Raw genomic sequence first — 12,508 nt, 5'->3', positions numbered from 1 at the left:
GTTGGAATCATCGTCAAGCTCTTAATCCAAAACGCCCGACAGTAACACTGTCGGGCGTTTTTCTTTGCGGAAATTTCTTCTCGCCCAATACACAGCATTCGGCTCAGGCGTTTCAATCTACATCATCTTACGCTGCTTATAGTCAATGTCTCACACAAAATGCAGCTTTTAGCGACTGTTCCCAATCTGGAAAATCTCTAATATAGGCACTGCACGGACGTTAACTGTTACAGGATGTTGCGGTTAAAGGAATTGATGTTTCAGGATGAAATATCGAAAAAGGAGAATGGAAGGATAAGGCAGTATGCCGATAGGATCAGGATGATCCTTGACCCTCACAGGATGTTCCGGGGAGCTTGCATGATGCAAGTCTCCCTTTTTTCTTTTCCGTAAAATCCCTTCATATATACCGCTTTAAATTTCTGATCACACTCAGTTTGTTTTATAATTAACCTCTGTTTTCGTTAGGTAATTATCATGAGTGCAAAAGACAAACTAGTCATTTTCGATACAACTTTGCGTGATGGAGAACAAAGCCCGGGCGCATCAATGACACGCGATGAGAAGATCCGCATTGCAAAAATGCTGGAAAAAATGCGTGTTGATGTAATTGAAGCCGGTTTTGCGATTGCAAGCCAGGGCGATTTTGAATCTGTGCGTGCAGTGGCTGAAGTTATTAAAGATTCAACAGTTTGTAGTTTGGCGCGCGCGGTAAAAGGTGATATTGAGCGGGCAGCTGAAGCAATCAAACCCGCAAATTCTGGTCGAATTCATACATTTATTGCAACATCTCCGATACATATGAAATACAAACTGCAAATGGAGCCGCCGAAGGTTCTTGAGCAAGCTGTTTCTGCCATTAAGTTAGCCCGACAATTTACAGATGACGTGGAGTTTTCGTTGGAAGATGCCAGTCGTTCTGAATTTGATTTTATGTGTCGTATTATTGAATCTGTTATTAATGCTGGCGCTCGTACAATTAATTTGCCAGACACAGTGGGTTATGGAGAGCCGAGCGAGTACGGTTTGTTGTTTCGTCGCTTGATTGAAAATATCCCCAATTCTGATAAAGCTATTTTTTCAACGCATTGCCATAACGATTTAGGTTTGGCTGTTTCGAATTCGCTTTCTGCCGTTATGCATGGTGCCCGCCAAGTGGAATGCACTATCAATGGTTTAGGCGAACGTGCAGGTAACGCGGCGCTCGAAGAAATTGTAATGGCAATTAAAACCCGAAAAGATTTAATGCCTGTCGAAACACAAATTGATATTAGCCACATAGTTCCAACCTCGCGTTTGGTTTCCAGTATCACGGGTTTCCCGGTGCAGCCGAACAAAGCGATCGTTGGTGCTAACGCATTTGCCCATGAATCAGGTATCCATCAAGATGGTATTTTAAAACACCGCGAAACCTACGAAATTATGCGTGCTGAAGATGTGGGTTGGCATACGAATAAATTAGTGTTGGGTAAGCATTCTGGTCGCGCGGCTGTAAAGGCTCGCTTTGAATCTTTGGGTATAACGTTTGAAAATGCGGATGCATTAAATGCGGCCTTTACCAAATTCAAAGATTTAGCCGATAAAAAACACGAAATTTTTGACGAAGATTTGCAAGCCTTGGTTAGCGATGCCCAGCCACATGCGTTAGTAGAGTCTTATCATTTAGGTGATATGGAAATTGTGTGCAAGACCGGCCAAAACCCGCGTGCAAAATTGGTTCTGAATGTTAACGGCGCTGATGTAAGTGCTGAGGCTACCGGCTCAGGTCCCGTTGATGCAACCTTTAAAGCAATCGAAAGTGTTGTAAATAGCGGCGCACATTTGCAGTTGTATTCGGTCAATGCAATTACAGAAGGCACGGATTCTTTGGGTGATGTTACCGTGCGCCTGGAGCATAGTGGCCATATCGTAAATGGTGTAGGTGCGGATACCGATATTATTACGGCTTCCGCAAAAGCTTATTTGCACGCGCTAAATATTTTATCGTCCAAAATTGAAAAACATCATCCGCAGCATGATGGGATTTGATAAGCCATGAACGAATTGCATCGGCAAATGTATTTATCGGCATTGGGTTTGGATACCTATATGCCCCGGTTACATTTGCCGTTTGCAGCGATTTCTATCGCATGTGAGTTACCAATAGCAGCACCGGATTCTCAACCGACAGCGAGGGTAGAACGACCTGCTGAATCTTTTGTTTCTCCAATCCAACAGAATGCAAAACCTGTTTCATCGGAAGTATCTCCGGTCGGAAATTTGATTGGCAATATGTTCGATGTTCCGAAAGTTGCAAGAGCTGTTTCGCAACCGGTGACAGCGGCAGATATTTTGGCGCAGTTGGATGCTAAACCTGTAACGATTGAACCCTTCAGCTTAAGTATCTGGCGTCCGTTTGATGGGCTTATGGTTGTGGATTCACGTAATACCAAACTTGCTTTGCCAACGGAGCTTTTGCTCAATAATATTTTGCGCGCGTTTTTTTTAAACCAGTCTTTAAAGACGCAAGAAGAAGTCTTGCGGTGGCCAATGATTGAAAATAGTTTTACCAAGCGTACGGTGGCGGATGCCCGCAATGAGTTGCAAACCTGGTTGTCCGTTCAACATGAAATTCGTCCCATTCGTTATTTGTGGTTAATGGGCGCAAACGCAGCAACTTATCTTTTGCCCGAAAATTCTGAATATAAGGATAATTTATTCAAATCAGTTTCTCTTGCAGATGGTGGAATTGACGCGTTGATACTTCCAAGCCTCAATGAATGTTTGCAAACACCTACCGCTAAACAGCAATTGTATTTTGCCCTTCGTGTTTATCTTTCGGCGCATCAATGAATCAATTTGAGTTACCACTTAAGCTGACAACCGTCATGGGGCTGGAGTTATCTCTGCGCTTGCTGACGGAAAATGATTTGGCCGAAGTGATGGAGCTTGAGCGGAGTGCGCACTCGCACCCGTGGCGACTATCCAGCTTTGAAGATTGTCTTAAGGGGCGCCAGCGTTGCTGGTTGGCAGAAGCTAAAGGAAAGCTTGTTGGCTACGTGGTAGTGACTCATGCTGGTGGTGATGCAGAATTACTGAATATTGCTGTGTCTCCCAAGTTTCAACGCAAAGGCATTGGTTCTGTATTGTTACAGCATGCAATTAATTGTGTGATTGGGCATGCAGATATGTTGTTTCTGGAAGTGCGGATTTCTAACCAAAAAGCGATTGAACTCTATTCTAAGGAAGGTTTTTTTGAAGTGGGCAATCGAAAAAATTATTATCCTACCCTCAATGGGCATGAAGATGCGTTGCTTATGGCGAGCCAATTATAATTAATTATTCACGGGGCGTTTTTGTAGCTTACGTTGTAAAGTTCTGCGATGCATTCCTAACAAGCGCGCCGTTGCGGACACGTTGCCATTGTTATCCTGCAAAGTTTTTTGTATGTGTTCCCATTCCAAACGATCCAGCGAAATAGGATTTTCCGGTAGCGAAATTTCTTCCTGAATTTGGCTGGTTGAAAAAGCCAGTAATATTTCATCAATATCCACGGGTTTGCATAAATAATTTAATGCGCCGAGCTTAATAGCTTCAACGGCGGTGGGGATGCTTGAGTATCCCGTTAGCATTATTATTTCCAAATCGGCTTGGATAGTTTTGAGATTTTTAATGAGCGTTAGCCCGGACTCCTGCGCAATTTTTAAATCAATAATGGCTTTGGAATAATGATTATCCTGAACCGCCTGAATAGCGGGTTCTGATGCATTAAATGCATCAACCTCGAAGCCTCTGCGAACTAATGCCCGTTGCATAACCTGGGCGAAGGTTGAATCGTCATCAACAATTAAAAATCGTTCAGAGCTTTTCATGATGTTAGCGGTAGCCTAAGTTCTGTAGTAGTGCCACTTATTTCATTAGGTGTTTGGTTTACGCGACCACCACATTGTTTGATGGCGGCATGTGCAAGCAATAAACCAATACCCAAACCTTGCTCTTTAGTGCTAAGCATAATTTTTCCAAGCATTCCACCAAGCTGCTGATTAATGCCTTTGCCTGCATCAATAATTCGCCACACAAGTTCATGGCCCTCACAAAAAATATCGAGCTTTATTTGGTGCGGGCTCGCATCTGCAGCGTTGTTCAACAAATTTATAATGGCATAGTCAAGACGTGGATCATGCGTAATTGTGTTTAATGTAAGTTGGTGAAAGTTCAACGTGAATACAATGTTCGGCCGCATTAATTGCCAACGGTTGACGATGGAGTTGCAGAAAGATTTTATATCCTGTTGTTTGAATTTGCCTTCCCTGGCCTCGCTGGAATCTTGAACCAATTGCTTGAGTGTGGTGGCGCAATGTACAACTTGGGATTTTAAAATAGCTAAATCTTCTGCGAGCTTTGGATTATCTTTGTATTCTTCTTTAAGTTCGGATAACAAAACCGTCATGGTCGATAAAGGTGTATTCATTTCGTGAGCTGCGCCGGCAGCAAGCATTGCAACAGCCATAAGCTGTTGGTTTCGCAGTTCATCTTCGCGCATAACGCTTAATGTTTTACTTTGCTCTTGCAGTGCGCGCGCCATTTTTACAACAAAATAGGTAATCAGAATTGCGCTGAGCGAGAAATTGAACCACATTCCTATAATGTGCCAATTCATGGTTGTCTGTTGATGGTGGCTTATTTCGAAGAATGGCAGGTGTATATAAAAAAATAGTAACGAAGAGTAGCTGATCAAACATGAAATAGTGATAAACCATGTGTATCTCCACCGCAAGGTTGTTGCTGAGATACAAATTGGAACCAACAGATAGGAGATGAAAGGATTGTTCGCACCGCCACTTAAGTAAAAAAGCAAACTCAAGCAGAAAATATCTAACATTAATTGGATGAAAAATTCGAACTCGGTTACGGGCAAATTATTTCTGAGTCGTAAAAAAGTGAGTAAATGAATGAGGCTAAATGTCAACAATACTCCCAGTAAATAATTGGACGAGTTTTTTATTTGCTCCACATCCAATGCGAAAATAAAGGACACCCAAAGTACAGCGAGCAAAATGCTTCTAATCAATGTCAGTTGCGATAGCTGTTTGCGTGCGGCATCGGCTGACAATGACGATGGGTTTTCCATAAGGCCTGCTTAATGATTGAGCGGTTGGCAAAGATAAGTGGTTGGTGCGCTTGAAATGGGAATTTTACCCCCCATCCTTGAGATGTCAAAACCAATCACCCCAATGGAGTCTTTTATGTTGTACGACATTACCGTTACTCAATACAGCAAAATGCTAGGTAACCTGAGCGCTATTTTGGATAAGGCTGCTCATTACGCCGAAACCAAAAAATTTAATGTGGAGGTTTTGCTGAACTCTCGCCTTGCGCCAGATCAGTTTAACCTGACTCGCCAGATACAAATTGCCTGTGATACCGCCAAGTTTGGTGCTGCACGTGTGACTGGTAAAGAAGCTCCAAGCCATCCTGACACAGAAACTACCTTGGCGGAGCTGCAAGCACGTATTAAAACCGTTCAGGATTACCTTGCGACTTTTACCCCGGCTGACTTTGCCGGAGCAGAGGAGCGTCATGTGAGCCAGCCGCGTTGGGAAGGGAAGTATTTAACAGGAAGCGAATTTGCTATCCAGCATTCACTACCGAATATCTACTTCCACATCACGACCGCTTATTCAATTTTGCGTAATAACGGTGTTGATGTAGGGAAAAAAGACTATTTAGGTAATATGCCTCTTAAGTAAGATGCGGTTATAGGGTCAAAAGTGTGATTTGTGTCGCATATAATTGCCGATTTTGAGAAGTGTGATACACTTCTCAAAAGAAGCGGTCGCTGTACTTCTGAGTTCCACGTTCCTGATTTTGGCCAATTCAAGGCTAAATGATTCAATCAAAAAAACTCTCGGTAATTGTATGAAAATGACTTTATTAAAAGCCAAGTGCACCGCTTTCATTGCTGGTTTGCTATTGGCTGGTTCGGCTAATGCTAATTTGATTGTTAATGGTGGTTTTGAAGATAACGCAGTCGCTAATGGCAACTGGAGTTGGTTCCCTGCGTCCAGTGTGAATGGCTGGGAAGGTAGCAACGTTGAGATTTGGCATAACCTGTTTGGTATTGCTTCTGCTGAAGGCCAACAGCACGCTGAACTGAACGCTGATGGTGGTAACTCTGGTGCCTGGTCGATCTTCCAACAGTTCGGTACTGTAGTTGGCCAATCATACGATGTGTCTTTTGCTTACCGTGCGCGTGAGTCTTCAGACTTGTTCAAGTTTGTTGTTGGTAGCATCAATAGCACCTTCACTAACAGCGATACGACGCAATGGAAATTATTTAGCAGCAGTTTCGTTGCAACTTCCACCCTTACTACTTTGACTTTTACTTCCTTGAACACCGGCACTTACGGTAACTTGCTGGATGACGTTAAAGTTAATGCTCATGTGAGCTTACCTGAATCAAATACTTTTGCTTTGTTTGCGATTGGTTTGATTGGTTTAGGTTTAGTGAGAAGAAGAGCAAAGATCTAATTCAGATTGAAATGAAAAAGCCCACCTTTTGGTGGGCTTTTTTTTGCAACATTATTTATTTTTCTGCGTAATCGCTGTGATAGTAGTAACTGATATTGGCTGTTTGCGTGGACTCATTGTTGTCCTCTAGATTAACAACACCTTTGAAAGTCGTTAAACGGCGCTGTTGATCATAGGTTAATTTGATATTCCCCAGCACCAGGCGTAACACGGCGTTATCAACTTCTACCCAATAACAATTAGACTCACTAGCTGGCGCTGCTTTTTCAGCACATTTTGCTGGTGCTTGCTTGCGGATGCGAAGTGGCAACACTTTAAGATGCGGCATTGACGCAAAATTAACAGATAATACTTTCCCTGCTTGTAACTCGTCCCAATGTTGGCGAATAAAATAGTCAAAGCCTGCATCTATGACATCAACTTGCTCCAGAGGAATATCAGCGCGCTCAATTTTTTTATGAGTATTTGCTTGATATTGCAAATTAAGGATTTGCTGATTGATATTTGCCTTGCGCAACTCTCCTGAGCGGAAATCTCTTTGCTCTACCGCAGGCGTTGCGGGGTTTTCGCCGTAATCAATTTTCTTTTCCGCAAAAATTTTGAAATTATAAGAATAATTAACAAGAAGTTGATGTTCGGACAGGCGTTCCATCTGCTCGCAATAAAGAAACTGCCCGGATTGAGATGTTGCAATACCAACTACAATACTGCTCTCTGAAGGTTTACATTGCTGAGTTACTGAGGCGGGCCAGAGCGTAGCTGCCAATATCAAACTAGCCAGCATTGAAAATATCCTCAAAGTAAAAACGTTTTAGTTGAAATAATACCCACAATAAAACAATCCACAGCAGAGCTATTAAAGCCAGGCTGAGTCCCTGTGGATTGTTGATCGTTACATCCCCATTGAGCTTTGCCCCTAGGTAATAGTTCAGGGGAATGGCTAAGCTAGCGATTAAATAAGTTATTTGAGGTTTAGAAAATACAAACGAAAGGCATGTGCGCAAGGCAATTGCGAATAAAACCCATAAATTCATTAACCAAAGCGGTGGCAGTTTGATGTGCTCAAATAAATTTACGGGTAGGGATGTGTAGAGGAACCCTGCAGAAAAAGAAATTGTTTCCAGTATGAAACCACAGGTAAAGACTAATCCTATCCATAAGATTTCTTTTTTTAATGAAAAATATTTTGCCGTACGTTTTAGATGTCCTAAGTAGAGCGTCAAAAAGATCAGCGAATAGCCCAAGCTAACCCAACTCGCTGTTAATATGCAGATAAACCAGCCCACTTGGAACGCTGTTGCGTAAATAAGTTTGCTGGTTAGGCTCACGGTTAATTTACCCTTGGTAATGCTCGCGCCAGCGGTTTTGCAAACACATATTGCGCTGTGCTAATAGCCCGTTCTGTAAAGCCTCCTTCGCAGTAGCATAAATAAAAATCCCACATGCGCATAAATACCTCATCAAAACCTTGCGCTTTAACAGCATCAAGATTTTGCGAAAATGCTTTGCGCCAATCTGCGAGTGTACGGGCATAATCCTGCGTTATATCCTCCAACCCTACAATTTGCATGTCAGTGTCTTCGGTAATATGGTTTGCTACCACGGTATTGGATGGTAAGCAGCCGCCGGGGAAAATATATTGCTGGATAAAATCAGTATTTTTGCGTGCGTATTCAAAACGTTGGTCTTGAATGGTGATTGCCTGAATCAGCATGAGTCCGTCAGGTTTTAGCAAGCTGGAACATTTGGAAAAATATTCACCGTAAAATTCGTGACCTACAGCTTCAATCATTTCTATAGAAACCAATTTGTCGAAAGTGCCTTCAATTAGGCGGTAATCTTGTAATAAAACGGTTACTTGTTTTTCTAGTCCTTCACGCTTTACCCACTCAGTAGCATAGATAAATTGTTCTTTTGAAATAGTCACGCTGGTGACACGACAGCCAGTCGTCTTTGCAGCAAAAATTGCCATGCCACCCCACCCAGCACCTATTTCCAGCAAATGATCATGTGCATTCAACCGCAAGCGTTTACAAATATGTGCCATCTTATTTAATGAGGCTTCTTCCAAGGTGGAACTTTCACTGGGGTAAATCGCCGCAGAGTAAAGCATGGTGCTATCAAGAAATAATCTGAAAAAATCGTTTCCTAAATCATAGTGGGCGGAAATATTTTCACGGGCTTTTGCAATAGTATTAGGGCGCAAGCGATGTGCAATTCGACAGGCAATGTTAAAAGCCGCGCTCCATTTCGAATCTAACTGCTGTAAAACGGGCATATTGATCGCCATTAACCGAATTACTTGCACTAGATCGGGTGACCACCAATTCTTAAACATGTAGGCTTCGCCAGCTCCAATGCTGCCACCAAATACAACCTGACGATAAAAAGCAGGGTGAGTTACTGAAATATGTGCAATCAATGTTGCAGATTCTTGCGCTTCACCGAAGCTGTAAATCTCACCTTTATCTTCCAAAGTCAGGTGGCCGTTCTCTATTTTTTGCAAAAGTTGTAAAAGAATCTTACGTGCAAAAATATCTAACCAATGCCGTGTTGCCTGCGCTGATGATTTTTTATCAATAAGGCTGATCGATTTCATGTGTGGTTTCCTTATGGATCTGGTTAGATGTTTTTATATTTGATGTTGATTCGCTCAAGGTGGGGTGATTAAAAATGGGCACACCTTTCCACCAGAGCTTTAGTGCTTGCCAGTAGATTGCACTAATCACTTTTACGGTCATCCACGGAAAACGGATCAATATTTTATTTAGTGATGTTGCGGTAATTTCTTCACGAACTAAAGTCATGGTTGCATCCATTACTTTGTTCTCTCCCTGCCAGTTTTCCAAATGCAGTGCGAGGTTTTTCTCTGGAGTGGTTGAATACCAGTGATAATCCATTTGTATGGGATTAAAAGGCGATACATGGAATTGCTTTTTAAATTGGAATGATTGCTTGCTAGCACTTTGGCCACAGGTTAATACGTAAAAGTGGCGTTCATTCCACGGCGTGTTATGGACTTCCGCCAGGATTGCAACAAGGTTTTCACCTGCGTCATCAAAACAATAATAGGTGCTGATGGGATTCATATTAAATCCCCAGTAACGCAAGTTCACCAACATTCGAATAGGCCCGTTAAGCCGAATACCGCACTCGTTGTAAACACTGCGGCGTACAGATTCATCCACACTCGGAAGCTTTTTGGGTGTATCTGTGTTTGTCGAGGTTCTATCGATATGAAAGTCACTGCGTCTAAATTGTGCAGGAGCGAAATGTGTTAAAGACCAAAACGGACTCAACGAAAATATGTGTTCAATTTCGCGAGTATCCAAATACATCATAAAAACCTGATATTCGAATTGATGCGATTTGGGCGAAAAACGCCTGTGTCTCACTGTGCCTGCGTATATAGCACTGGCAAATGCATTATTCATTTGGGATCCACTCCCAAGGCTTTAACCACACGCAATGCGCTTTTAACACCGTCCTCATGAAAACCGTTAAACCAATAAGCACCACAGAACCAAGTGCGATTTACCGCATTAATTAACGGCCAGGCCGCTTGTGCTTCCATAGCTTCCTGACTAAATACTGGATGCGAATATTCGTATTTACCCAGAATTTTTTGTGGATCAATTTTGTCGTCGGCATTGAGCGTTACGCAAAATTCTGTAGCGCTTTTGATACCCTGTAAAATATTCATTGAATAGGTAAGAATCGGCGGGAGGGAATTATTTCTTTGTAATAAATAATTCCAGCTTGACCACGTGGTTTTTCGTTGTGGTAATAATCGGGTATCTGTATGTAATACAACGGAATTTTTTTGATAGTGGATATTGCCTAATAGGGTACGTTCATCATCGGAGGCATCTGTCAGTATGGCCAGAGCCTGGTCGGAATGGCAGGCGAACACAACTTCATCAAACTCATTTGATTCGCCATTGCAGATAATACTAACGCTCGCCTTGTTACGAATAGCGCGCGTGACCGGGCTGTTAAGTTTTATTTTGTCTTTAAAGCTTTTGGTCAGTGGATCTATGTAAGCGAAAGAGCCGCCTTTTATTACTCGCCACTGCGGGCGGTTAGTGATGTTGAGCAGTCCGTGATTTTTGAAAAAGCGAATAAAAAATTCCAGAGGAAACGCAAGCATAACGCCTTGAGTTGCAGACCAAATAGCGGATCCCATGGGGATTAAGTAACGTTCAACAAATGCATCGGAATAATTTTTTCGGCGTAAATAATTTCCCAGACTCTCGTTGGGTGCCAAATTTCCCTCGTCCAGATCTATAACTGCCTCTTTGTTGAAGCGCACAATGTCACGCAACATGCGCCAATGTTTAAGAGAAAATAGATTTCGTTTTTGTGCAAATAATGTGGCTAAGTTGGTGCCTGCATATTCAAAATGTTGTTCGGGACTAAATACGCTAAATCCCATATCAGTTGCTTGGGATTCGACACCTAGTTCGTTCATTAAATGAATAAAGTTAGGGTATGTCCAATCATTGAATACAATAAAGCCAGTATCAATTAGATAATCTTGTCCTTGTACGTGAACCTTTTTTGTCGCGGTGTGACCGCCCAAACGGGAATCTGCTTCGTATAAACAAATATCAAAATGTTTATTAAGATAGTAAGCGGCAGTTAATCCGGAAATCCCGCTGCCGATGATTGCAATTTTTTTCACTCGAACAGTCTCGCTAAAATTAATTACCATTGATGGAGTCGTGTTAGCTTTGGTGCAACCCATTTACACCAAACGCCAGAAAAATGTCCCCATAGTTGTAGCGGCCAGCTCAGGCGATGGGGAAAATCGATTGCAAAGCGACGCTCGCCCAGCTTTTTAATAATGCGTTTCGCTGCTGTTTCCGGGCTCATCATAAACGGCATAGGGAAATCATTGTGTTTAACTAATTTGGTTGAGATGAAGCCGGGGCGAATCAAACTTAAATCCAGTGCAATTTTGGAAAAATCGGCGCGTAACGATTGCATAAAATAATTCAAAGCCGCCTTGGATGCGCCATAAGCTTCTGCGCGTGGAAAGCCTACGCAAGTAGATAGGCTGCTAACCACGGCAAACTGCGGGCGGATCTGGGCATTTTTTAGCAAGGGGAGTGCAATATTAAAAATGCGTACTGCACCGAGAAAATTAATATCTATAGTGCGTTCATAGATGTCAGGATTAAAATTAAGATCATCTTCGTATTCGCAAATTCCCGCAGCGCAAATAACCATGTCGAGATAATCAGTAATTTCACGGACCTGATTTGCTGCCTGTTGTAAATTTAAATTGCGACCTACATCCAAAGGCAATGCTTTTATTTTTCCAGGGTATAACGCCGCTAAATTTGCCAAAGCACTTTGCGAGCGTGCGCTTGCGATAACAAAGTTTCCTGCCTCGGCTAACTGCAGGGAAAGTGCTTTTCCCAAGCCGGAGCTTGCACCTGTAATCCAAATGCAACGGCCAGTAATTGTATTCACGAGCTTTGTCCTGCAATGCGAGCATTAATTTTTTTTACTGCCCAACCAAGAATAGGTATATGTTGGTAAATCATTGCGCCCATATCGTAAAAATCTTCGTGGTACACAATTTTGGTATTGAATTTAATCAGTGTGCCGCCGTCGAGTATCAAGGGTGTACCCGCTTTTAGCCGAGGATGCTGGTAGTGCATCTTCCACTGAAAGAACGCTTGGTTGTCTGATGCAATTTCGTTAGTGATTTCAAATTCACATTGCATCTCGGGATTGCACAAACTGGCAAAATAATCGCTTAGCTCTGCAATCCCGTTAATTTGATGAACCGGATCTTTAAAGATTATGGTTGGGCTGTAAATGTCGGGTAATTTCCGAACCGTATCAGCATTAAATTTTTTGTAGATTTGTCTGAACTGGGCAATATCAAACAAGGAGGATGTAGATTGATTAGCTTGTTGTAGTTCCATGATGTTGCGCCCTGTTATGATTTGTTTCTACTTAAATGTCTGGCCGGGATTTTTTCGAT

At 42.4% G+C, this 12,508-nt stretch carries 15 protein-coding genes; 6 read left to right on the top strand and 9 right to left on the bottom strand.

Annotation, left to right across the window (positions count from 1 at the left end):
* The 4 genes from IE104_RS19020 to rimI form a co-directional block, all read left to right on the top strand.
* A partial coding sequence (locus IE104_RS19020) for a hypothetical protein (protein WP_229837785.1) occupies nucleotides 1-206 on the top strand: 206 nt, incomplete at its 5' end.
* Between the two features lie 271 nt (nucleotides 207-477).
* Nucleotides 478-2,028, top strand: a complete 1,551-nt coding sequence (locus IE104_RS10795; RefSeq protein WP_189418180.1) for a 2-isopropylmalate synthase — start codon at nucleotides 478-480, stop codon at nucleotides 2,026-2,028.
* Between the two features lie 6 nt (nucleotides 2,029-2,034).
* Nucleotides 2,035-2,832 (top strand): hypothetical protein, encoded by a 798-nt coding sequence (locus tag IE104_RS10790; protein WP_189418179.1) that lies wholly within the window; start codon nucleotides 2,035-2,037, stop codon nucleotides 2,830-2,832.
* Nucleotides 2,829-3,314 carry a ribosomal protein S18-alanine N-acetyltransferase gene (gene rimI / locus IE104_RS10785; RefSeq protein WP_189418177.1) on the top strand — a complete coding sequence of 162 codons (486 nt, stop codon included), beginning with the start codon at nucleotides 2,829-2,831 and terminating at the stop codon, nucleotides 3,312-3,314. Before IE104_RS10790 ends, rimI begins: the two co-directional genes overlap by 4 nt.
* Here rimI and IE104_RS10780 read toward each other — a convergent pair whose 3' ends face one another.
* Entirely contained in the window at nucleotides 3,315-3,851 is a 537-nt protein-coding gene (locus IE104_RS10780; RefSeq protein ID WP_189418175.1) for a response regulator transcription factor, read from the bottom strand.
* On the bottom strand, nucleotides 3,848-5,110 hold the full coding sequence (locus IE104_RS19235) for an ATP-binding protein (protein WP_505661111.1): 1,263 nt from the start codon (nucleotides 5,108-5,110) through the stop codon (nucleotides 3,848-3,850). Before IE104_RS19235 ends, IE104_RS10780 begins: the two co-directional genes overlap by 4 nt.
* 115 nt (nucleotides 5,111-5,225) lie before the next feature.
* On the opposite strand from IE104_RS19235, the gene IE104_RS10770 reads away from it, so the two are divergent.
* Nucleotides 5,226-5,729, top strand: a complete 504-nt coding sequence (locus tag IE104_RS10770; RefSeq protein ID WP_189418171.1) for a DUF1993 domain-containing protein — start codon at nucleotides 5,226-5,228, stop codon at nucleotides 5,727-5,729.
* 169 nt (nucleotides 5,730-5,898) lie between these two features.
* Nucleotides 5,899-6,510 carry a PEP-CTERM sorting domain-containing protein gene (locus IE104_RS10765; RefSeq protein ID WP_189418169.1) on the top strand — a complete coding sequence of 204 codons (612 nt, stop codon included), beginning with the start codon at nucleotides 5,899-5,901 and terminating at the stop codon, nucleotides 6,508-6,510.
* Between the two features lie 55 nt (nucleotides 6,511-6,565).
* Here IE104_RS10765 and IE104_RS10760 read toward each other — a convergent pair whose 3' ends face one another.
* The 7 genes from IE104_RS10760 to IE104_RS10730 are packed head-to-tail and all read right to left on the bottom strand — an operon-like array spanning nucleotide 6,566 to nucleotide 12,449.
* Nucleotides 6,566-7,294: a hypothetical protein gene (locus IE104_RS10760; protein ID WP_189418167.1), complete on the bottom strand. Its 729-nt coding sequence runs from the start codon at nucleotides 7,292-7,294 to the stop codon at nucleotides 6,566-6,568.
* Nucleotides 7,284-7,838 (bottom strand): DUF2878 domain-containing protein, encoded by a 555-nt coding sequence (locus tag IE104_RS10755; protein ID WP_189418166.1) that lies wholly within the window; start codon nucleotides 7,836-7,838, stop codon nucleotides 7,284-7,286. The genes IE104_RS10760 and IE104_RS10755 overlap by 11 nt, the downstream gene beginning before the upstream one ends.
* Before the next feature lie 2 nt (nucleotides 7,839-7,840).
* Entirely contained in the window at nucleotides 7,841-9,109 is a 1,269-nt protein-coding gene (locus IE104_RS10750; protein WP_189418164.1) for an SAM-dependent methyltransferase, read from the bottom strand.
* Entirely contained in the window at nucleotides 9,087-9,944 is an 858-nt protein-coding gene (locus tag IE104_RS10745; RefSeq protein ID WP_189418162.1) for a DUF1365 domain-containing protein, read from the bottom strand. The genes IE104_RS10750 and IE104_RS10745 overlap by 23 nt, the downstream gene beginning before the upstream one ends.
* Nucleotides 9,941-11,224: an NAD(P)/FAD-dependent oxidoreductase gene (locus IE104_RS10740; protein ID WP_189418160.1), complete on the bottom strand. Its 1,284-nt coding sequence runs from the start codon at nucleotides 11,222-11,224 to the stop codon at nucleotides 9,941-9,943. The genes IE104_RS10745 and IE104_RS10740 overlap by 4 nt, the downstream gene beginning before the upstream one ends.
* Complete coding sequence (locus IE104_RS10735) at nucleotides 11,218-11,988, bottom strand: SDR family NAD(P)-dependent oxidoreductase (RefSeq protein ID WP_189418158.1); 771 nt, start codon at nucleotides 11,986-11,988, stop codon at nucleotides 11,218-11,220. The genes IE104_RS10740 and IE104_RS10735 overlap by 7 nt, the downstream gene beginning before the upstream one ends.
* Nucleotides 11,985-12,449 (bottom strand): nuclear transport factor 2 family protein, encoded by a 465-nt coding sequence (locus tag IE104_RS10730; RefSeq protein ID WP_189418156.1) that lies wholly within the window; start codon nucleotides 12,447-12,449, stop codon nucleotides 11,985-11,987. The genes IE104_RS10735 and IE104_RS10730 overlap by 4 nt, the downstream gene beginning before the upstream one ends.
* Nucleotides 12,450-12,508: the final 59 nt, after the last annotated feature.

It is taken from the genome of Cellvibrio zantedeschiae (genome assembly GCF_014652535.1).
Taxonomy (GTDB): Bacteria; Pseudomonadota; Gammaproteobacteria; order Pseudomonadales; family Cellvibrionaceae; genus Cellvibrio; species Cellvibrio zantedeschiae.
The sequence above is the reverse complement of the archived record's forward strand: the minus strand, read 5'-3'. Positions and strand labels throughout refer to the sequence as shown.